A 20,452-nucleotide genomic window follows, 5' to 3' on the forward strand; every position below is an offset into this window, starting at 1 on the left:
ATCAAGCCTACAGCCGTTTTACATTCTTGGCGCGCCGTAACAAGACGCATCCTTCGAGTCGTGCCCCTTCGCGCCGCTTGTGCCCTCACTCCCTCTCCTCATGAAGACGCCGCCCTGGAGGGCGGCGTCTTCTTTCTCGTCATCGGATGACATGGCCCTGCTCATCCTGCCGGGCGAATCATGTCGGGCGAACCATGTCAGCCAAGGTCATGACGGCCAAGGTCATGAGGATGAATCAGAGTCCTTGCTCGCGGGCCATCCTGCGCGCGATGCCGGGCGCATTCCACAGGCTCGGCAACAGGATCAGCGAGACCGGTACGGCGGTGACGACGATGAAGGATTGCAGCGCATTGATGCCGCCACCGCCCATCGAGATCAGCAAGGCTGCCACCACGCCCATGATCAGACTCCAGAACACGCGCACGCTGCGTGGCGGGTCGTCGTGCCCACTCATCACCATCGAGATGGCATACGTCATCGAGTCGCCAGTGGTGGCCACGAACAATGCCGACAGAATCAGGAACATCACGGACATGATGAAACCGAACGGCAGCTGCTGGGTGATGGCGATCAAGGCCGCCGACAGGTTGAAGCCGGTGAACGGGCCGGACACGCTGCCGGGATCGGCCAGCTCGAAGGCCAGGCCGCTGCCACCGAGAATGGTGAACCACACGCAGGTCGCCAGCGGCGACAGGAGAGTGATCAACCACACCATCTGGCGCAGCGTGCGGCCTCGCGAGATACGCGCGACCAGCATCGCCATCAGGGGTCCGAAACCGATGAACCAGCCCCAGAAGAACAGCGTCCAGCTGTTCAGCCACCCAGTGTCCGCGCGAAAGACCGCCATCGGCGCGATGTGTTTCAGGTAGTCCACCATGCCCAGCGGGAAGGCCTTGAGGAGGAATTCCGTCGGTCCCATGATCAGGATGAACAGCAACATCGCGCCGCCGATCAGCACATTGGCGCTGCTCAGGAATTGAATGCCGCGCATGACACCACTCACCGCTGACAGGGTGTAGACGGCGGTCAACATGGCCAACAGCACCAGTTGCGTCGTGTAGGTGTCGGGAATGCCGAACAGCGCGTTGAGCCCGAAGCTGAGCTGGATGCCGAGAAAGCCCACTGGCCCCACGGTGCCCGCGATGACCGCCAGCACGCAGCAGGCGTCCACCAGCGCTCCCGCAGGTCCACGCATCACCCGGTCGCCGAACAGCGGATAGAGCAGCGTGCGCGGCTTGAGCGGCAGGCCCTTCTCATAGTGGAGGTGCATGAAGACCACGCCGGTCAGGCTGCCCAGAACCGCCCAGCCGAGAAATCCCCAGTGCATGAAGCTCTGCGCCAGCGCGTTGTAGGCAGCATCGAGATTGCCCACGGCGGCGTCCGGGCCGAACACCGGCGGCGGCGAGGTGAAGTGGGCGATCGGCTCCGCCGCTGCCCAGAAGACGCCACCCCCCGCCAGCAATGTGCACAGGATGGTCGCCATCCAGCGCGGCGTGGAAATGTCCGGCGTGTCCAGGCCACCCAGCACCACCCGTCCCGTGCGACCGAACGTCATGCCGATGGCGACAAGGAAGGTGGCGATCATCAGCGCCTGCCAATAGGCACCGAAGTAGGCGGTCGAGAGATCGAAGGCATGCTGGATGAGCGACGAGACGCCCTCGAGATTGACCAGTGCGGCGATCACGAACACCGCCATCACGCCACCGCTGAGGAGGAAGACGGGCCAGTCGAGGCCCCGGGAGGAAGCGCGGGAAGGGGTAGGGGCTGCTGAAGTTGCGGCGCCGGACGAAAGGGTCCGGGTGGTATCCGTCATTTATCTGCCTCTGGGCATGGTCTGATTAGCCGGGCAGTCTATCAGCCACACCCTTGGCATCGCTGTGACAAGTCCATGATTTTACTGCTGTGTTACGCGAAGTATCACCAAGCCCACAGCGGCATTACATTCTGCCCAACACAAGGACACCGGATTGCCACTCGCCGTGCCTGCCAACTCCTGAGAGGATGAAGCTGACACGTGAGGCATTGCCTGCCCCGCCCCCTCCTTCATCCGCGATAGTGCTCCCTCGATACCATGACATCGCCTCGCCGCCGTGATTTCACCCCCTCGATGAAACTGCGCAACCAGCGCCTGCTTCAGGACGTGACCTGCTCCCGGAGCGCACCGCTCGATGTGGCCTTCGTGCTGCTGGAGCACTTCTCCCTCCCCGCCTTCACCTCCGGGCTGGATGCGCTGGTGACTGCCAATCTGCTCCGTGACGATCCCTTCTATCGCCTGCACACCTGTGGCCTGAACGATGGCAGCGTACGCAGCGATCTGGGCATCGACATCATGCCCGGCCTGACGCTTGCCGAGCTGGACCCCGCCCAGTGCGATCTGCTGATCGTGTGCGGAGGCTATCGCGTGATGCTGGAAGAGATCCCGAAGCTCAACGACCTGCTGCGCCGTGCCGCCCAGCAGGGCTGTCGCCTGGGCAGTCTGTGGAACGGCAGCTACTTCCTGGCCTCGGCCGGGGTGATGGAGGGCCATCGTTGCACCATTCACCCCGAGAACGCGGCGCTGTTCAGCGAGACCTTCCCCGCGCTCGAGCTGTCCCGAGCCCCGCTGGTCGTCGAGGAAGCGCGTCTCAGCAGCGCCAGCGCCGCCAGTGCGCTGGACATGATGCTGGAAGGCATGCGTCAGCGTCACGGAGAGGATCTGGCGCGCAGCGTCGAGGAGATTCTGGCCTGCGAGCGCCCGGCCACGCCCAGTCCGTGGCATGTCGAGCAGACGCTGCCCGCACCGGACAGTCACCTTCCCGAGGCACTGCGCTCCATCCTGGAGTTGATGAGCAGCAACCTCGAGGAGCCGCTGAGCATGACCGACATCTCGCACTGCGTCTCCCTGTCGCGGCGCCAGATAGAGCGGCTTTTCACGCGACATCTGGATACCACGCCATCTCGCCATTATCTGGAGATGCGCCTGACACGCGCCCGCCAGCTGCTGACCCAGGGCAATGCCAGCATCACCGATGTCACCGTGGCCTGCGGCTTCGTCAGCACCACACATTTCAGTCACTGCTTCCGGGATTACTTCGGCATGTCACCGACGCGCGCTCGCCAGAGATGCTGACAGTCCCTTGCCACTGATGAGCCCCAGAAACGCAGAACGCCGCCCCGAAGGGCGGCGTTCTGCGTTGCGACGTCTTGTGCTCACGGGGCTTTCACGGCCTCGCTTCATGCCCACATCAGGCGGAAGCCGTCTGCAGCTCGCGGCGCTCATGGCGCTGCCCGAGCAGGAAGACGATCAAGCCGGCGATGGCCATGGCCACCCCGACCAGGCCGATGGAGGAGTGGGACGGGCCATACGCGAAGGCCAGGCCACCACACCAGGCGCCCAGCGCATTGGCGATGTTGAAGGCCGCATGATTGAGGGTCGCCGCCATGGTCTGGGCGTCTTCCGCCACATCCATCAGGCGCATCTGCAGCGCCGGTGCCAGGCCGATGCCCGTGCCGACCAGCCCGACGAACAGGATACCGCTCCAGACACCGTCGGCGGCGAAGTAGAAGCCACCCTGTACCAGCGCGCTCCAGATCAGCACGGCAGGAATGGTGCGCATCAGGTCGATGTCCGCAGCACGGCTGCCGATCAGGTTGCCGATGATGGTGCCTACCCCGAAGACGGCCAGCACCATCGGCACCAGATTCTGGGACAGTCCGGCCTGGACGTTGAGCGTCTCCACCGCATAGCTGTAGACACTGAACATGCCGCCGAAACCGATGCAGGCGATGCCGAGGGTATAGAGCACCCGCGGCTTGATCAGCGCGGCCAGCTCGGTCAGCGGCGTCGCGTTCTGATTGCCTGCCTGATAGGGCACGAAACCACGCACCAGCACGGCCGTCGCCAGCGCCAGCAGGCCGACGAGGAGGAACGCGGAATGCCAACCGAACAGACTGCCGAACCAGGTCGCCGCTGGCGCCCCGATGAGAATCGCCACCGTCAGCCCCATCATCACGCGCCCGACGGCACGGCCACGCTCGCCGGCGGGAGCAGCATCCGCCGCCACCAGTGCGGCCACCCCCAGATAGACGCCATGCGGCAGCCCCGCGATGAAGCGCAGCGCGGCGAAGCTGGTCAGTGAGGGGGCCATCAGGCTGGCCACGTTGCTGAGCGCGAACAGCAGCATCAGGCCGATCAACAGGCCACGCCGCGGCAGGCGTGCGCCAAGCGCCGAGATCAGCGGAGCTCCGACCACCACCCCCATCGCATAGGCGCTGATGGCATAGCCGACCTGCTGGGATGACACCTGAAAGTCCGCGGCGATGTTGGGCATCAGCCCCATGATCACGAATTCGGTAGTGCCGATGGCAAAGGCACCGAGTGCCAGCGCCAGTTCGGCGATGCGCGGATGGCGCGCAACGGGGGAGGCAGACATGTCAGGGTCTCCTGAAACTTGAAAGGGGATATCACCCGTGTCCGTGCTCATCCGCAGCACCGCTGACAGGTGCAGGCCACGGATAGCATTGCCTGCGCATGGCTGGCGCTACGCAAGGCAAAAGACCGCGCGCCATTCATCATCTGCCAGGAAGGCGGGAATGAATGGCGCGCGGGACAGGTAACAGGTGATGCGCTCGTGCGTGGCGTCTCTCTTGGACGCCTGCTGCACGTCATGGCGCTGCTCTATCGTCTGGCATACGGTATGTGGCACCCCCCCCTCAAGTTGCCTTGGGCGAGGCGTCAGCAAACCGTGCGATCCCTCATGGGGCCGAGCCGACTCGCGGGCTGGCCGATGCTTGAGCGATCAATGAAATATACGACCATTGTTGCAGATAACGCCACGCCGGCCCAACCGATTCATCACGACAACTGTGGTGCCGGAAGTGCAACATCGGTACATGACACCGTCATGTCTGCCTGCAGCCCAAGCAGGGGTGAGTGTGCGATAATGCGCCGATTCAGCGACAGCAAGCGGATCCCTTCCATGTCTTCGACATCATCAGCACCCTCCACTGCCGCCAGCAACGCCCGTGGCACTCTCTACATCATTTCCGCGCCCTCCGGCGCCGGCAAGACCACACTGGTCAAGGCATTGCTGGAGCGCATGGACGGCATCGGCGTATCCGTCTCGCACACCACCCGCGGCCAGCGCCCGGGCGAGCAGGATGCCGTCAACTACCACTTCGTGGATGTCGATCACTTCAAGACGATGATCGAGCAGGGCGACTTCTTCGAGCACGCCCAGGTCTTCGACAACTTCTATGGCACCTCGCGTCCGGCGGTCGAAGCTCGCTTGAGCAAGGGCGAGGACGTCATCCTCGAGATCGACTGGCAAGGCGCCCAGCAGGTACGCGCCCAGGTGCCGGAAGCCGTCTCCATCTTCATCCTGCCGCCGTCGCGTGAAGCGCTTCTCGAGCGTCTGTCCGGCCGCGGTACCGATGGGGAAGACGTCATCGCCCGGCGCATGCGTGACGCCGTCAGCGAGATGTCCCACTACGACGAATACGACCTGATCGTCATCAACGATGATTTTACTCAGGCATTGGACGAGCTGTGCAGTCTGATCACCGCCGAGCGCGCACGGCGCCCGCGCGTCCAGGCGCGCCATGCCGCATTGCTGGACTCCCTGCTCGCCGGATGACGCCCGTGCACGAACTCCAGGCATGACAAGGACTTGTTGCGGCCTACGGTGCTGATCATGCGCGCTCTGGTCGCTTACGCCGCCGAGAGCGCGCCATGTCGCGTCACCGGATAGCGCCCTACTTGTCACGCCACAAGGGCGTCGAGTAGACTCGATTCCCTTTCAGAATCATTGGCCGCTGCGCTGTCTCGCCCCTGGCGGGCTGGCGCAGCGGCATTGTGCTTGCGTCGTGTGCGAGATACTGTCAGATGATCAGGGTATGCGGCCCCTAGCGGTCGCGGCACTCTGCGCTGATTACACGCCGACAGCGAACCCCCGAATATCCCGCTATTGAAGGTGCACTGCCATGGCCCGCGTAACCGTAGAAGATTGCCTCGAGAACGTCGACAACCGCTTCCAGCTGGTGATGATCTCCACTCGTCGTGCCCGTCAGCTGTCACGTGGCAGCCGCAACGCCCAACTGCCGTGGGAAAACGACAAGCCGACCGTGCTGGCCCTGCGCGAAGTGGCGGCGGGTCTGGTCAACCGCGACATCCTGAATGAGCCGGTCGAAGCTCCGATCCAGCGCAAGCCGGTGCTGCCGCAGATCGAGGACTGAGCCCCGGCTCTCCCTCTCCTGTACGTGTGCTGATCCGCACCTCCAACGTCGCGCCATCATGGCCATCACGCGGGGTGCGGGCCCGGAACCACCTTGAGCCAAGGCCGCTGAATGTTCACGATCGATGACCTGGCAGACCGCCTGGGCGGTTATCTTCCCGAGGAAGAGATCCGTCAGGTTAGGCGCGCCTTCTATTACGCCGAGCAGGCCCACGATGGCCAGCGCAGGCGTTCCGGTGAACCCTATGTGACCCACCCGCTGGCGGTGGCGAACATTCTCGCCAACATGCACATGGACCATCAGAGCCTGATGGCGGCCATGCTGCACGATGTCATCGAAGACACCAGCGTGACCTTCGAGGCACTGGCCGGCCAGTTCGGCGAGCCGGTGGCCTTGCTGGTCGATGGCGTCTCGAAGCTGACCCAGATCACCTTCGAGGACAAGGCCGTCGCTCAGGCCGAGAACTTCCAGAAGATGGTGCTGGCGATGTCCCAGGACATCCGCGTCATCATCGTCAAACTGGCCGACCGTCTCCACAACATGCGTACCCTCGGTGCCCTGCGCCCCGAGAAGAAGCGGCGCATCGCCCGTGAGACGCTCGAGATCTACGCCCGCGTCGCCAACCGCCTCGGTATCAACACCATCCGTGTCGAACTGGAAGATCTGTCCTTCCAGGCGCTGCACCCGATGCGCTCCGAACGCATCAAGCGTGCCGTCACCGCCGCGCGAGGCAATCGTCGTACCCTGATGCGCGAGATCCAGGCCAGCCTGCAGAACGCGCTGGAGCGCGATCAGCTGCCCGGCTCGGTGATCGGCCGTCAGAAGCATCTGCTGTCCATCTACCGCAAGATGCGTGACCAGCAGAAGCCCTTCAATGAACTGATGGACGTGTTCGGCTTCCGCATCATCACTGATGACGTGGACAGCTGCTATCGCATCCTCGGCGTGGTGCACAATCTCTACAAGCCGGTACCGGGTCGCTTCAAGGATTACATCGCGATCCCCAAGGCCAATGGCTACCAGAGTCTGCACACCACGCTGTTCGGCATGAACGGCATGCCCATCGAGGTGCAGATCCGCACCCGCGAGATGGAAGCGATGGCCAACAACGGCATCGCGGCCCACTGGCTGTACAAGGCCGGGCAGACCGACCGTCCCATCGGCGCGGGCAGCCACGCGCGTGCCCGCGAGTGGGTACGCGGCCTGCTCGAGATGCAACGCCATGCCGGCAACTCGCTGGAATTCATCGAGCACGTCAAGAACGACCTGTTCCCCGATGATACCTACGTGTTCACCCCCAAGGGCGACATCATGGAGCTGCCGCGCGGTGCGACGGCGGTCGATTTCGCCTATGCGGTGCACACCGATGTCGGCAACAGCTGCATCGCCTGTCGCATCGATCGTCATCTGGCGCCGCTATCCTCGCCACTGGAGAGCGGTCAGACCGTCGAGGTCATCACCGCACCGGGTGCCAAGCCCAACCTGGCGTGGCTCAACTTCGTCACCACCGCCAAGGCGCGTTCCGCCATTCGCCACTACCTCAAGCATCAGCAGCGCAGCGAGTCCGTGGCATTGGGCCAGCGCCTGCTGATCAAGGCACTCGCCGGCCTGGACATCACCCTCGAACAGCTGCCGCCCCAGCGCCTGGATACCCTGGCGGCGGAGCTTGAGCTGGAAGGCGGGCGTGATGATCTGCTCGAGTCCATCGGTCTCGGTACCCGCGCCGCCTACAGCGTGGCGCAGAGCCTGCTGAACGACAGGATGAGTCCCGCGGCACAGCAGCCCAAGTTCTCGGCCAAGGATGGCAACGTCCAGCCGGAGGACAGTGGCATCGGGCCGATGCAGGTCAGTGGCGGCGACAGCATGGTCACCAGCTATGCACGCTGCTGCCACCCGCTGCCGGGAGAGCCCATCATGGGCCACCTGTCAGCCGGCAAGGGCCTGGTGGTCCATCGTCAGGAATGCAGCAATCTGACCGAGCTGGCCAGCGATCCGGAGCGTGTCTTCCCGCTGACCTGGGCCGAGCAGATCGAAGGCGACTTCACCGTCGCCCTGCGCATCGAAGCCCAGACCCAGCGCGGGCTGATCGCCGAGCTGGCCGAACTCGTCACCGACGCGGAAGCCAATATCGAACGCATCGGTATCGAGGAGCGCGACGCACACCTGGCCATCGTCAATCTGACCCTGGCGGTACGTGATCGCATTCATCTGGCACGCATCATCAAGCGCATGCGCAACCTGTTGCACGTGGAGCGCATTACCCGCGTCATCAGTTGATCGGATTCAAGGCCGCGTCGTTCGCCACCGGCGGGCGGCGCGGTTTTCGTTTTTGGGACTTCCGCAAGGTCGTCCATGGACACAACGGGCCTCTGCCCGACACCTCGCCGAGACAGGCGAGCAGCGCACTCACAAACACAATCGCAATTCACTGTCACAAGGCAACTGGCACAAGACCAGTAGGAAAGACAGTCACAAGGAGCACAACATGAGCAATCGCGCGATCATCAACACCGACAAGGCACCCGCTGCCATCGGGCCGTACTCCCAGGCCATCAAGGCGGGCAACACCGTCTATCTCTCCGGCCAGATTCCGCTGGACCCGCAGACGATGGAAGTCGTCGAAGGCGGTATCGAGGCGCAGGCGCGTCAGGTGTTCACCAACCTGAGCGCCGTGTGTGAAGAGGCCGCCGGCAGCCTGGGCGACATCGTCAAGCTCAACCTCTACCTGACGGACCTCGATGACTTCGCTCGCGTCAACGCGGTGATGGAAGAGTTCTTCAGCGCGCCCTTCCCGGCGCGTGCCGCCGTCGGCGTCAAGGCACTGCCCAAGGGCGTGGCCTTCGAAGCCGAGGGCGTGATGGTCATCGGCGACTGATCACGGTGGATCTTGCCGCCTGATCTGCCGAAACGTCTGACCTGCTGAAACGTGGTCTGCTGAAACGACAGTGCCCGCCCCGGAAACCCGGGGCGGGCACTGTCAGTTATCGGGCCAGGCAGCCCTAGCTCCTCCCGGCGTCTCGACTTGTCCACAGCCGGTCAGGATGCGTCACGCGCGACCTCCTGTGGACAAGTCAATCGCCGTGCGGCGCTCAGCGTCCGGAAAGCTCGCTCTCCGGTACCGTCACGCCATGCTCCTTGAGCACCTCGGCATAGCCCTCGCGGAAGGTCGGGTAACGGAAGCGATAGCCACTCTCGAGCAGCAGCGCATTGCCGCAGCGCTTGCTGGAGCGACGCCGCAGCGGCGACTGGATCACCTCGGTGGATTCGACCTTGAGCTGACGTGCCAACCACGCCATCACCTCGTGCAGCGGTGCGCCATCACAATCGGTGGCCAGATAGATCGGCTCGACCGGCTTGCCCTCGAGACTCAGTGCGATGAGGTGCGCCAGCACCCCCGCGCAGTCGTCACGATGAATGCGGTTGGAGTAGAGTGGCGGATTGCTGGCGGCGATGCGCCCATCGCGCGCCTGACGGATCAGCATGTCGCGGCCCGGCCCGTAGATACCGGAGAAGCGCACCACGGTGCCATTGAGCGAGGAGTCGAGCAGGACCTGCTCGCCTTCCCGCATCAGCTGCCCCGAGAAGCTGGTGGCGTCGGTGGGGGACTGCTCGTCGACCTCTTCGCCTTCCTTCTGGGCGTAGACGGAGGTCGAGGACACGAAGAATACGCGTGTCGGCGGGTTGGCACGCGATTCCAGCTCCGCGACCAGCGCACGAATGCCATCGACGTAGGCGGCCCGATAGGCGTCTTCGTCGAAGTGGTCAGCGCTCAGCACGTGTACCACGGTGTCGGCATCTGGCAAGCTGGCCAGAGCACCTTCCGCGGTGATGTCCAGTGCCAGCGTCTCGATACCGAGATCCGCCAGCCTGGACACATCGCGTCTGACACCGATGACGTGCTGATCGGCCTTGAGCAGCTCGCGCGCCAGCGCGCTGCCAACGTCGCCACAACCGAGGATGAGACTCGTCTTCTTCACCTTTGCCGTGCTCCTTGGTAAAACGAATCGGTACCCACCGCATCCCAGGATGCCAGTTCCGGGCAGGAATCATGACTCTAACAGAACTCCGCTACATCGTAACCTTGGCCCAGGAGCGTCATTTCGGACGCGCCGCAGAGCGCTGCTTCGTCTCGCAGCCGACCCTGTCGGTGGCCGTCAAGAAGCTGGAAGAGGAGCTGGGAGTCGCACTGTTCGAGCGTTCCAAGTCCACCGTACAGGTCACACCGCTCGGCGAGAAGATCGTTCAGCAGGCCCAGCGCGTGCTGGAACAGTCCAGCGTGATCAAGGAGCTGGCCAATGCCGGCAAGGATCAGCTCTCCAGCCCGTTGCGCATCGGCGCCATCTATACCATTGGACCTTACCTGTTTCCGCATCTGGTGCCGGAACTGACGCGGCGTGCGCCGAAGATGCCGCTCTACATCGAGGAAGGCATGACCGGCGATCTGCGCCGCAAGCTCAGAAACGGTGAGCTGGACATCATCATCGTGGCGCTGCCCTTCACCGAGACCGACGTGCTGACCAAGACGCTCTACGAAGAACCCTTCGAGGTGCTGTTGCCATCGGGTCACGCGCTGCTCGAACAGGACAGCATCGCCAAGGAGCAATTGATCAATGAGCGTCTGCTGATGCTGGGCGAGGGCCACTGCTTCCGTGATCAGATTCTCGAGGCGTGTCCGGCCATCGGCCATCAGATCAACAATCCCGAGAATACCCTGATCGCCGAGGGGGGCTCGCTGGAGACCATTCGTCACATGGTCGCCTCAGGCCTCGGTATCACCGTGCTGCCCTACTCGGCCACCGGTACCGGCCATTACGAGAGCGGCGTGCTCGAGACACGTCCCTTCAAGGACCCCGCCCCCAGCCGCAGCGTGGCCCTGGCATGGCGTGCCAGCTTCCCGCGCCCCAAGGCGATTGACGTGATCAGCCAGGCGATCGCCGAGTGCTCGACCCGCGCCCGCCAGAGCAACGAGAACGGCATGCAGGGTTCCGCTTCCCAGAGCCACGAACCGGCATGAGCAGGGCGGGCACGGACGCCTCATCTGCCGGGCCCGCCAGCGCCGGTGTCTTTGCCACCGGCGCGCTGGCGCAACCGCTGGACAGCCTGAGCGGGGTCGGCCCCGCGCTGAGCGAGAAGCTGTCGCGGCTGGGACTGGAGCGCGTGGCGGACCTGCTCTTCCACCTGCCGCTGCGTTATCAGGACAGGACTCGCGTCACCCCCATCGGCACGCTCAAGAGCGGCATGGAGGCGGTGGTGGAAGGCGAGGTGACAGCCTGCGACATCGTCAAGGGTCGCCGGCGCAGCCTGCTGGTGCGCCTGCGCGATGGCAGCGGCATCCTCAGTCTGCGCTTCTTCCACTTCTCTCCCGCCCAGCAACAGCAGTTCCAGCGTGGCCACAGCGTGCGCTGCTTCGGCGAGGCGCGTGCCGGGGCCACCGGTCTCGAGATCTATCATCCGGAATACCGTCTGCTCGGTCAGGGCGCGGCCCCGGTAGAAGACCACCTCACCCCCATCTATCCGGCCACCGAAGGACTCAATCAGGCGCGCCTGCGCGGCTTGATCGGCCAGGCCCTCAAGCAGCTCGAGGAGACGCCCCATGAGCTGCCGGACCTGATCCCCGAGGCCCTGCGCGCACGCTTTCGCCTGCCCGGGGTGATCGAGTGCCTGCGTTTCCTGCATGAGCCGCCGCCGGATGCGCCCGTCGATCAGATGAGCGACGGCGTGCATCCCAGTCAGCGGCGTCTCGCCCAGGAAGAGCTGCTCGCCCATCAGCTGAGCCTGCGGCAGGTGCGAGCGCGCATCCAGCAGGATGGCGCCCCCTCGTTGAGCGCCAGCGGTGGCCTGAGCACCCGCTTTCTTGCCCAGTTGCCCTTCTCGCTGACCGGCGCCCAACGCCGTGTGCTGGATGAGGTACGCCGTGACCTGGCGCGCGAAGTGCCGATGCTGCGCCTGGTGCAGGGCGACGTGGGCTCGGGCAAGACGGTGGTAGCGGCAATGGCGGCCCTGATCGCCATCGGTGGCGGCTGTCAGGCCGCCTTGATGGCCCCCACCGAGATTCTCGCCGAGCAGCACTATCGCAACTTCCGCGAATGGCTGGAGCCGCTGGGCATCGAGGTCGCGTGGCTGGCCGGCAAGCTCAAGGGCAAGGCGCGGCTGGATGCCAAGGCGGCCATCGCCGATGGCCGGGCACGCATGGTGGTCGGGACTCACGCGCTGTTCCAGGCCGACGTGACCTTCCAGCGCCTGGGGCTGGCAATCGTCGATGAGCAGCATCGCTTCGGCGTGCATCAGCGCCTCGCCTTGCGCGAAAAGGGCGAGGCCGGCGGCCTGACCCCCCATCAGCTGATCATGACCGCCACGCCGATCCCGCGCACTCTGGCGATGAGCGCCTACGCGGATCTCGATCTCTCGGTGATCGACGAGCTTCCCCCGGGACGTACCCCGGTGCAGACCGTGGCAGTGGCCGACCCGCGGCGCCCCGAGGTGGTCGAGCGCATTCGCGCCGCCTGCGCCGAGGGTCGTCAGGCCTATTGGGTATGCACGCTGATCGAGGAATCCGAGGTGATGACCTGTCAGGCCGCCGAGGTGACGCGTGACGAGCTGACCGAGGCGTTGCCGGAGCTGTCCATCGGTCTGGTGCACGGCCGCATGAAGGCGGCCGAGAAGGCCGAGGTGATGGCGGCGTTCAAGGAAGGCGAACATGACCTGCTGGTGGCCACCACGGTGATCGAGGTCGGGGTCGATGTGCCGAATGCCAGCCTGATGGTGATCGACAACCCCGAGCGTCTCGGCCTGTCGCAGCTGCACCAGCTACGCGGGCGTGTCGGGCGTGGCAGTACCGAGAGCTTCTGCGTGCTGCTCTATCATCCGCCGCTCTCTCAGCACTCCAGGCAACGCCTGGCGGTGATGCGCGAGACCACCGACGGCTTCAAGATCGCCGAGAAGGACCTGGAGCTGCGCGGGCCCGGCGAAGTGCTGGGCACGCGTCAGACGGGACTGGCGGGGATGAAGATCGCCGATCTCGAGCGTGACAGTGACCTGATCGCCCCGACTACCACCCTGGCCGACGCCATTCTCACTGAGGCCCCCCAGGCCGCGGAGCCCCTGATCCGCCGCTGGCTGGGGGAGGCGGCTGGCCAATACGGCGCCGTCTGAGCGCCCTGCCCATCTGTCCCCCAACGCACTCGTTCACCTGGCCACTCGTTCACCTGGCCACTTGCCAGCCGCGCCAGCCCTCAGCTGGCGCGGCTGGCCTTGATCAGCTGGGTGCCGGCACTTTCCAGCGGCTGCAACAGCCGCAGCACCAGAATCAGCTGTGACAGCGCCAGGCGCCCGGTGGTGGACTCGACCTGCTCGATCTCGGCCTCCAGCGCCGCGATCTCATGATCGCTTTCCAGCGTGAGGGTGATCTCGCCGCCCGCCTCCAGCTGCTCACCCAATGCCGTCAGCTGCTGGCTCAGGCGCTCGCCATGGCGCAACAGCGTCTCGATGCCGCTGCTGGCGGACGAGGTGGATTCCAGTTCGCCACGATGCGCCGCCAATGCCGACAGATACCCCAGCGCGGTATGGGCATGGAGCAGGAAGCCGAAGCCCGGCTCCACGTCACGCCGGAAATGGCCCGGCTCCTTGCGCGCCGTCGCCAGCAGGCTCGAGAAGGCGGCGTCGGCATTGTGGGCATTGCGCCGCGCCAGGCGATAGGCCAGGTCATCGCGCTTGCCGTGGCGATACTGGGACAGCACCTCCCCCAGATAGCGCCCGCTGGTCTTGAGGCTGACACCGGCCTGACGATAGAGCTTGCGGCCCTGCCAGTCCGGCAGGATCAACACCACGGAAAGCCCCGCCAGCAGGCCACCGACCAGCGTATCGAACAGTCGCGGCCAGATGAGATCGAAGCCATCACCGACCTGGTTGAAGCAGGCCAGCACCATCAGGGTGATGGCCGCCGTCGCCAGGGTGTAGCGTGACCCGCGCGTGGCGAAGAACAGCACCCCCGCGACCACGGCGATGCCGGCCTGGAGGGTGGGGGCCGGGAACAGGCTGATCAGCGCCCAGCCGGCCAGCAGACCGATCAAGGTACCGACGATGCGCTGAGCCAGGGTGCGCCGGGTATCGCCGAAGCTGGGCCGGCAGACGAACAGCCCCGTCAGCAGAATCCAGTAGCCCTGGGTCGGGTGGACCGCCAGCAGCACGCCATAGCCGGCCACCAGGGTCGCGGTCAGGCGCAGTGAATGACGGAAGATCGGCGAGCGCGGGGTCAGATGGCTGCGAATGCGCTCGAGCATGTCCCGCGTGCCGTGAGGCGAGCGATCCAGCAGGCTGTTGTCGCTTTCACTGCTGCTGGCTTCCAGATCGCCGAGTCGCTCGATCTGCCCTTCGATCAACCGCAGGTTGCCCGCCAGCGCCTCCAACGCCTGCATCAGATGACGCCATTCAGGCCGATGCTGCTGCTTGAGATACTCGAGCGAGGCGTTGAGGTCTTCCAGCGCCTGCTGGCTGTCACTGGCCTCGAAGGGCTGACGCATCAGCAGCGCCCGGCCCAGCCCCTTGCAGGCGCCGCCCTGCTGCTCCAGCAGGCGCTGACAGCGGAACAGGATATCGTGGTGGAAGAAGGCATCACTGAGCTGGCCATAGGGGTAATGGCTCGAACTGGCCCGCTCATGAAGATCCTGGGCGATGAAGTAGAGCCGCAGGTAGCGATCCAGCTTGCTGGTGTCGCGCCGCCCGGCGAGACGCCGGAAAACCATCTCCTTGGTCTGGTTGAGCGCCACGACCACGCGACCATTCTGCTCCGCCAGCGCCAGACGACGCGCCGAGCGATCCACGTTGCGCAGTGGCTCGAACAGCTGAGCCTTGAGAATCAGATAGCGGCCCAGTTCACGGTAGAGGGTCGCCATGCTGTGCTTGAGCGGCTGACGCGAGAACAGCGCGCACCACAATACCGACAGCAGGCCATACCAGGTCGCGCCGATCACCAGCAGCAACGGCTGGACCAGATTGATGCCCAGTCCCGGCTCACGCAGCCACTCGGGCAGGCTGCGTTCCAGCAGCGCGATCTGCCCATCGCCATGCTGCTGCTCGAGACTGATCATGGTGTACACGGCCAGAATCAGCGAGGCGCGGGCGATGGCCCCGTAGCGGGCATCGATCGCCGCCAGCATCGGCAAGGTGAAGGTGGCCAGCGCCAGGCCGATCACGAAGGGCAGCGGCATGCCGAACAGCAGCTCCACCGAGACGGCGGCGATGCTGAAGCAGGCCAGTGTCATGCCCAACGCGCGCAGTCGCCCGCGCCAATGGTCATCCGTTTCCGCCAGTCCCGAGGCAATCACGCCGAGAAACAGCGGGATCACCAGCGCCATCTCGTCCAGCCAGAACCCTACCGCCATCACACCGCCCAGCGCGATGAGCATGCGCAGCGAATAGCTGAAGGCATCCAGCGTCCACAGTCGACGCAGGGAGTGGATGAGCGAGTGTTGCAGGGAGCGTGTCATGAAGTGTTCCGTGACCAGGGCGCGAGCAGCGCATTAGACTTTAGATTTATGCCGCTAGCATACCACCCTGTTCTGCCGTGTCCGATAGCTCCGGCTCACACAAGCGTTGGCAAGCGCTTCAGGCGCCAAACTCTCCGTCCGTGCCACTCTACCCACTCATGCTACCCACTCATGCCTACCCCGGATTTCATGGAGAATACCGATGCACCCACTCATCGAACGTGTCACTGGCGCCCTCGGGCTGTCACCGGAGATTGCCGAACAGGCGGTCGGCCTCATTCTCAAGTTCGTGCGTGAACAGGGCCCGGATGGGCCGGCGGCATCACTGCTGGGGGCCATTCCGGGCGCCGAAGGGTTGATCGGCAGCGCTGGCGAGGAAGCCGCCGAGTCCGGGGGCGGTGGCCTCATGGGCGGCCTGATGGGGGCGGTCAGTGCATTCACCGGAGGCAGCGGAGGGGGAGCACTGGAGCTGGGCCAGAAGCTGATGGGACTGGACCTGAACATGGATCAGGCACGTGGCGTGGCCGATGAGACGCTGAGCTATGCGCGCGAGCAAGCCGGCGATGGTGTGGTCGACCAGGTCATCGAGGGCATCCCGGGCCTCAAGCATCTGCTGTGACACCTTGCGTGCCCTCACGAAAAACGCCCCGCTGAGCAGATCAGCGGGGCGTTTTTTTCGGTCACTACGGCATGGCCGTCGGTTCAGCGAATCCGCTTGAGCAATGACTGCAGACGATTGAGCTGGGCGGAATCCCCGACCAGACGCACGCGCTGCTCCATCATGCCATTCAAGAAGGCCTTGGGAGACGGCTTGAGCAGGAAGGCCACCGCACTCTCAGCATCCGCGAAGCGCAGCTCAAGCTCCGTATCCACCGGCAGACCGGTGCCGGAGGTCACACCTTCCCGAGACATCCGATAATGACGCGCGATGCTCAGATCCTCCGTGGCAACGCCCCAATCCAGCGAACGCGTCTCGAGCTGAGCGCGAAATTCGGGGTCGCGCCGGAAGGCACGCTTGAGCAGCAGGCCCAGTACCCACAACAGCAACTTGAGCTTCATGGCGTCAATCCTTCCTTGAGAGGCGGCACGGTCAAGCGGTCAGCCGCGAACAGCCATCGATACCGTCCATGACAAAATGCCACCGGGCCCGAGTGGCGGAGCCGGTGGCATCGATACTGACATCGGGCAAGCATGGCGGGCCGCCACGCCAGCAGGGGCGCGGCGACATGGACCAGACTTACTTGGTCACCGCATCCTTCAATGACTTGCCCGGCTTGAAGGCCACTGTCTTGCTGGCCGGGATGGTCAGGGGTTTGCCTGTCTGGGGGTTCTTGCCGGTACGCGCTGCACGCTGACGCACCGTGAAGGAGCCAAAACCAATCAATGAAACATCGTTGCCCTTGGCGACCGTGTGGGTGATCTCGTCGAGAATCACGTTCAACACCTGACTAGCCTTGTCCTTGGACAGATCCGCACGCTCGGCGATGGCCGCAGCGAGTTCTGGCTTGCGCATGAAAAGCCCTCCTGGTTTGGCATTCTGCACGGGCGGCTCAGCCGCCGATTCATTGTTGTTCTTGCACGGATGTTGTTCTTGCACGGATGTTGCTGCACTTGCTGGCATTGCATGGCGCTTGGGCGATGCGATACCGGGTCCCCCTTTCACGGGGTGAACATCACCGGTAACACGTCGTCCCTGATTCTCGCCTGACGCTCTGTGACGGAAACTTAACTATCGTGCCTGACTACGCTGGCTTCAAGGGGTCTGCGACCATCGGCCATGGCATCGCCTAGCCTAGCAACGGCGGTGCCTGCCGCGCCAGCTCGACTTTCCTGCGAACGGAGGCGCCTGTCAACGCATATCCAATCAAGCGTTCGTTCGCATCGAGAGCGCGTGCATCGAGATCATCTCCCTCGCCCGTGATGTCCCAGCGCGCCACGGCCGTCCGAGGCGGGTAGGCCACGATGGGCAGCGCCGGTGTCTTGACCAGCACGGGCCAGGCCTTCCAGTCGAGCTCGACCGCCTCGCCGCACAGATTGGCGGCCAGCACCCGAGCCGCGGCCTGCAGGGGCTGCACGTACATGGCATTGACCCCTTCGACACTGGCGCAGTCTCCCAGCGCCCAGACATGCGGCCGGGAGGTCGCAAGGTGACGATCGACGCGGATGCCATCCCCGCCAGCACTCAATCCCGCGCCCTGTGCCAGCTTGATGCGTGGCGCGAGCCCCGTGGCCAGCAGCACCAGCGAGCCCTCCACCGCATGACCACTCTGCAGCACCACGCTGACAGGTGCCTGCGTTGCCTTGCCGGCGGTGATGGTCTCGACCATCTCGCCTTGCAGCCGACGCACGCCGATGGCATCGAAGGCCTTGCCAAGTCGCTGGCCGAGCGCCTGGGGAAGCAAGCCATCCAGCGGAGTGTCTTCCGCCGCGACCAGGGTGACCTCATGTCCTGCGGCTTTCAGGTCATTGGCGTATTCACACCCCACCAGACCGGCACCGACGATCACGACACGGCCACTCTCCCCCGCCTCACGCGCTGCCGTCAGCGTGGCGCTGAAGGCGGCGTAGTCATCGAGATCATTGATGCTCATCACGCGCGAGCCGACCGAGTCATCGATGGGGAAGGGTCGCCGCGGCGCGGCACCGAGTGCCAGCACCAGCTCGTCATAGGCCAGGCATTCCTCGCCCAGCCAGACCTGTCGCGCGTGGGTATCGATGCTCGTCACTCGCTGATGGGTGCGCAGCTCGGCGTCCAGTTCATCCACCAGGGCCACGGAGGTCTGCCGTGCCAATGCCCGGGCGCTCATGCCCTTGGCAAAGGCGGTGGACAGCAGAGGCTTGGCGTAATCGTGGCCACTGTCCTGACTGACCAGGATCAGTCGACTGTCCTTGTCACGCGAACGCAGGGCACGCGCCAGGCCAATGCCGGCCATGCCGGTGCCGATGATGACAAGGGTACGAGGGTCGCGCATGGCGCCATCTCCTGAGATCGATCCGAGAGGAAAAGAGGGTAGTCGGGCCCCAGCATACCAGCCTGCCACTGGCGCGGGCATGCTCACGCTGCAGGCCTTGCGGTTCGGGCGTGCTAGACTCGCCACTTGTCATCCTGACAGGGAATTCATCGTGGTCTGTCACTCCCACTCGGCAGCGTTTGCCGGCAAGATCGCCATCCGGGCCATGTCTCGCTCGGAACTCAGCACTCCCTGCGCTCACCAGAGAGCGATGGACTCGGCGGTCCGCCGCCACTGGCAGCCCGCCGCGAGCCTGCAAGGCGTCATGCCGGCCGGCTGGTGGCCATGGCTGTCCTCCAGCGACTCGCTGACCCAGCGTCTCGATCACGCCATGCGCATGCTCGATGGTCAGGGGCTGCGCGTGCGCCTGCTGCTGCAGGACACCGGCCCTGCCCGGCGGGATGAGGCGCGGATGCTGGGTATCGCGCCACGACGCCATGTCTGGCGGCGCGAAGTGGCCCTGTGTCATGGCGATGAGCCCTGGGTGATCGCGCGCTCGCTGGCGGCGCTGGACCTGGCCCATGGCCACCGTCTTTCGACGCTCGGCGAAGGCTCGCTGGGCCATTGGCTGTTCCGCCAGCCTGACCTGACCCGCAGCGCCATCGATGTCAGCCGGGCGCCACTGAGACTTGCCAGCACGCAGCCGCTGGCACGCACCGCCAGCCTGTGGATGCGCCGCTCGATGTTCTCGCACGGTCGCTTCCGGGTACTGGTCCAGGAAGGTTTCACCCCTCGGTTCCAGCACGCTCTGGAACTCTGATTCCCCACTGCCGTTCGATCAGGAGTCCTGATGTCAGCGTCATCCGCTTCCCGCCCGTCCAAACTGGCCGATTACCTCGCCCTGACTCGTCTGGACCGCCCCATCGGCACCTGGCTGCTGATGTGGCCGACCCTCTGGGCCCTGTGGCTGGCGGCCGATGGGCTACCGGACCGCGATACGCTGCTGATCTTCGTGGCTGGCGTCTATCTGATGCGTGCCGCCGGCTGCGTGATCAACGACTACGCGGATCGCCACTGGGACAAGCATGTCGAACGCACCCGGGATCGCCCGCTGACCTCAGGACGCATCACGGAGCGCGAGGCGCTGACCCTGTTCGGTGTGCTGGTCGCGGCCGCCTTCGTGCTGGTGTGCTTCACCAACCTGACCACGGTGCTGCTGTCGATCGTCGCCGTGCTGCTGGCGGCCAGCTATCCGTTCATGAAGCGCTTCCATCATCTGCCGCAGGTGGTGCTGGGTGCCGCCTTCGGCTGGGCGATTCCGATGGCCTTCGCGGCGACGCTTGAGGAGGTGCCGACCTATGGCTGGTGGCTGTTCGCGGCCAACCTGATGTGGACGGTGGCCTACGACACCGCCTATGCGATGGTCGATCGCAATGACGATCTCAAGGTCGGCATCAAGTCCACCGCCGTCCTGTTCGGCCGCGCCGACAAGCTGATGATCGGTCTGCTGCAGCTGGGCATGCTGGCGGTGTTGATCGGCATCGGCCTGCACCTGGCGCTGGGCATCTTCTACTGGCTGGGGCTGGCCGCGGCGGCCGTGACCTTCGTCTGGCAGCAGCGCCTGATTCGCGAGCGGGAGCGTGGCCCCTGCTTCCAGGCATTTCTCAACAACCACTGGTCCGGCCTGCTGATCTTCGCGGGCATCGCGCTGGCGACCTGGCCAGCTGCCTGACCCCTCTTTCCGGCCAACGGGCCCGAGTCCTCATCCGGTCTGCCAGCGACCTTCCTCGTGCGGCGAGGCGT

Annotated in this window: 17 protein-coding genes; 10 read left to right on the forward strand and 7 right to left on the reverse strand. The window is 64.8% G+C overall.

What is annotated here, in order from left to right; all coding sequences use genetic code 11:
* Positions 1-235 precede the first annotated feature (235 nt).
* Entirely contained in the window at positions 236-1,813 is a 1,578-nt protein-coding gene (locus QD172_RS10320) for a BCCT family transporter (protein WP_279855717.1), read from the reverse strand.
* Positions 1,814-2,107: 294 nt separating this feature from the next.
* On the opposite strand from QD172_RS10320, the gene QD172_RS10325 reads away from it, so the two are divergent.
* A complete protein-coding gene (locus QD172_RS10325; protein ID WP_255304485.1) occupies positions 2,108-3,109 on the forward strand; it encodes a GlxA family transcriptional regulator in 1,002 nt (333 codons plus the stop codon).
* Positions 3,110-3,224: 115 nt separating this feature from the next.
* Here the strand turns inward: QD172_RS10325 and QD172_RS10330 are convergent, their stop codons facing one another.
* On the reverse strand, positions 3,225-4,412 hold the full coding sequence (locus QD172_RS10330) for an MFS transporter (RefSeq protein ID WP_077379879.1): 1,188 nt from the start codon (positions 4,410-4,412) through the stop codon (positions 3,225-3,227).
* Positions 4,413-4,958: 546 nt separating this feature from the next.
* On the opposite strand from QD172_RS10330, the gene gmk reads away from it, so the two are divergent.
* The 4 genes from gmk (at position 4,959) to QD172_RS10350 (ending at position 9,088) form a co-directional block, all read left to right on the forward strand.
* Positions 4,959-5,615 (forward strand): guanylate kinase, encoded by a 657-nt coding sequence (gene gmk / locus QD172_RS10335; protein WP_077380016.1) that lies wholly within the window; start codon positions 4,959-4,961, stop codon positions 5,613-5,615.
* Positions 5,616-5,961: 346 nt separating this feature from the next.
* Positions 5,962-6,213: a DNA-directed RNA polymerase subunit omega gene (rpoZ, locus tag QD172_RS10340; protein ID WP_077379876.1), complete on the forward strand. Its 252-nt coding sequence runs from the start codon at positions 5,962-5,964 to the stop codon at positions 6,211-6,213.
* Between the two features lie 111 nt (positions 6,214-6,324).
* The gene (locus QD172_RS10345) at positions 6,325-8,490 is read left to right on the forward strand and encodes a bifunctional (p)ppGpp synthetase/guanosine-3',5'-bis(diphosphate) 3'-pyrophosphohydrolase (protein WP_077379874.1); all 2,166 of its coding nucleotides are present in this window, start codon (positions 6,325-6,327) and stop codon (positions 8,488-8,490) included.
* A gap of 208 nt (positions 8,491-8,698) precedes the next feature.
* A complete protein-coding gene (locus QD172_RS10350; RefSeq protein ID WP_077379872.1) occupies positions 8,699-9,088 on the forward strand; it encodes a RidA family protein in 390 nt (129 codons plus the stop codon).
* A 214-nt stretch (positions 9,089-9,302) separates the two neighbouring features.
* On the opposite strand, the gene QD172_RS10355 is transcribed toward QD172_RS10350, so the two are convergent.
* On the reverse strand, positions 9,303-10,190 hold the full coding sequence (locus QD172_RS10355; RefSeq protein ID WP_077379870.1) for an NAD-dependent epimerase/dehydratase family protein: 888 nt from the start codon (positions 10,188-10,190) through the stop codon (positions 9,303-9,305).
* A 71-nt stretch (positions 10,191-10,261) separates the two neighbouring features.
* On the opposite strand from QD172_RS10355, the gene QD172_RS10360 reads away from it, so the two are divergent.
* Positions 10,262-11,227: a hydrogen peroxide-inducible genes activator gene (locus QD172_RS10360; protein WP_077379868.1), complete on the forward strand. Its 966-nt coding sequence runs from the start codon at positions 10,262-10,264 to the stop codon at positions 11,225-11,227.
* Positions 11,224-13,365 carry an ATP-dependent DNA helicase RecG gene (recG, locus tag QD172_RS10365; RefSeq protein ID WP_077379866.1) on the forward strand — a complete coding sequence of 714 codons (2,142 nt, stop codon included), beginning with the start codon at positions 11,224-11,226 and terminating at the stop codon, positions 13,363-13,365. Before QD172_RS10360 ends, recG begins: the two co-directional genes overlap by 4 nt.
* 80 nt (positions 13,366-13,445) lie before the next feature.
* Here recG and yccS read toward each other — a convergent pair whose 3' ends face one another.
* Positions 13,446-15,698: a YccS family putative transporter gene (gene yccS / locus QD172_RS10370; RefSeq protein ID WP_136939522.1), complete on the reverse strand. Its 2,253-nt coding sequence runs from the start codon at positions 15,696-15,698 to the stop codon at positions 13,446-13,448.
* 202 nt (positions 15,699-15,900) lie between these two features.
* Between yccS and QD172_RS10375 the strand changes: the two genes are divergently transcribed.
* On the forward strand, positions 15,901-16,317 hold the full coding sequence (locus QD172_RS10375) for a DUF2780 domain-containing protein (protein WP_077379862.1): 417 nt from the start codon (positions 15,901-15,903) through the stop codon (positions 16,315-16,317).
* An 83-nt stretch (positions 16,318-16,400) separates the two neighbouring features.
* Here QD172_RS10375 and QD172_RS10380 read toward each other — a convergent pair whose 3' ends face one another.
* From QD172_RS10380 to QD172_RS10390, 3 genes are all read right to left on the reverse strand, one after another.
* A complete protein-coding gene (locus QD172_RS10380) occupies positions 16,401-16,757 on the reverse strand; it encodes a hypothetical protein (RefSeq protein ID WP_077379860.1) in 357 nt (118 codons plus the stop codon).
* 178 nt (positions 16,758-16,935) lie between these two features.
* Complete coding sequence (locus QD172_RS10385) at positions 16,936-17,211, reverse strand: HU family DNA-binding protein (RefSeq protein WP_024952843.1); 276 nt, start codon at positions 17,209-17,211, stop codon at positions 16,936-16,938.
* A gap of 274 nt (positions 17,212-17,485) precedes the next feature.
* Positions 17,486-18,670 (reverse strand): FAD-dependent oxidoreductase, encoded by a 1,185-nt coding sequence (locus QD172_RS10390; protein WP_279855719.1) that lies wholly within the window; start codon positions 18,668-18,670, stop codon positions 17,486-17,488.
* Positions 18,671-18,749: 79 nt separating this feature from the next.
* Between QD172_RS10390 and QD172_RS10395 the strand changes: the two genes are divergently transcribed.
* Together QD172_RS10395 and ubiA are read left to right on the forward strand one after the other, a co-directional pair.
* Positions 18,750-19,469 carry a chorismate lyase gene (locus tag QD172_RS10395; RefSeq protein ID WP_271302765.1) on the forward strand — a complete coding sequence of 240 codons (720 nt, stop codon included), beginning with the start codon at positions 18,750-18,752 and terminating at the stop codon, positions 19,467-19,469.
* Between the two features lie 30 nt (positions 19,470-19,499).
* The gene (ubiA, locus tag QD172_RS10400; RefSeq protein ID WP_176493844.1) at positions 19,500-20,381 is read left to right on the forward strand and encodes a 4-hydroxybenzoate octaprenyltransferase; all 882 of its coding nucleotides are present in this window, start codon (positions 19,500-19,502) and stop codon (positions 20,379-20,381) included.
* Positions 20,382-20,452 lie beyond the last annotated feature (71 nt).

This window comes from Cobetia sp. 10Alg 146 (assembly GCF_029846385.1).
Classification (GTDB): domain Bacteria; phylum Pseudomonadota; class Gammaproteobacteria; order Pseudomonadales; family Halomonadaceae; genus Cobetia; species Cobetia marina.

What these genes read in the sequence shown, in the direction of transcription:
- recG (WP_077379866.1), top strand. Translation starts at nt 11,224, where the DNA reads ATGAGCAGGGCGGGCACGGACGCCTCATCTGCCGGGCCCGCCAGCGCC.
- QD172_RS10330 (WP_077379879.1), bottom strand. Translation starts at nt 4,412, where the DNA reads ATGTCTGCCTCCCCCGTTGCGCGCCATCCGCGCATCGCCGAACTGGCG.
- gmk (WP_077380016.1), top strand. Translation starts at nt 4,959, where the DNA reads ATGTCTTCGACATCATCAGCACCCTCCACTGCCGCCAGCAACGCCCGT.
- rpoZ (WP_077379876.1), top strand. Translation starts at nt 5,962, where the DNA reads ATGGCCCGCGTAACCGTAGAAGATTGCCTCGAGAACGTCGACAACCGC.
- QD172_RS10325 (WP_255304485.1), top strand. Translation starts at nt 2,108, where the DNA reads ATGAAACTGCGCAACCAGCGCCTGCTTCAGGACGTGACCTGCTCCCGG.
- QD172_RS10385 (WP_024952843.1), bottom strand. Translation starts at nt 17,211, where the DNA reads ATGCGCAAGCCAGAACTCGCTGCGGCCATCGCCGAGCGTGCGGATCTG.
- QD172_RS10380 (WP_077379860.1), bottom strand. Translation starts at nt 16,757, where the DNA reads ATGAAGCTCAAGTTGCTGTTGTGGGTACTGGGCCTGCTGCTCAAGCGT.
- QD172_RS10375 (WP_077379862.1), top strand. Translation starts at nt 15,901, where the DNA reads ATGCACCCACTCATCGAACGTGTCACTGGCGCCCTCGGGCTGTCACCG.
- QD172_RS10390 (WP_279855719.1), bottom strand. Translation starts at nt 18,670, where the DNA reads ATGCGCGACCCTCGTACCCTTGTCATCATCGGCACCGGCATGGCCGGC.
- ubiA (WP_176493844.1), top strand. Translation starts at nt 19,500, where the DNA reads ATGTCAGCGTCATCCGCTTCCCGCCCGTCCAAACTGGCCGATTACCTC.
- QD172_RS10350 (WP_077379872.1), top strand. Translation starts at nt 8,699, where the DNA reads ATGAGCAATCGCGCGATCATCAACACCGACAAGGCACCCGCTGCCATC.
- yccS (WP_136939522.1), bottom strand. Translation starts at nt 15,698, where the DNA reads ATGACACGCTCCCTGCAACACTCGCTCATCCACTCCCTGCGTCGACTG.
- QD172_RS10395 (WP_271302765.1), top strand. Translation starts at nt 18,750, where the DNA reads ATGCTCACGCTGCAGGCCTTGCGGTTCGGGCGTGCTAGACTCGCCACT.
- QD172_RS10320 (WP_279855717.1), bottom strand. Translation starts at nt 1,813, where the DNA reads ATGACGGATACCACCCGGACCCTTTCGTCCGGCGCCGCAACTTCAGCA.
- QD172_RS10360 (WP_077379868.1), top strand. Translation starts at nt 10,262, where the DNA reads ATGACTCTAACAGAACTCCGCTACATCGTAACCTTGGCCCAGGAGCGT.
- QD172_RS10345 (WP_077379874.1), top strand. Translation starts at nt 6,325, where the DNA reads ATGTTCACGATCGATGACCTGGCAGACCGCCTGGGCGGTTATCTTCCC.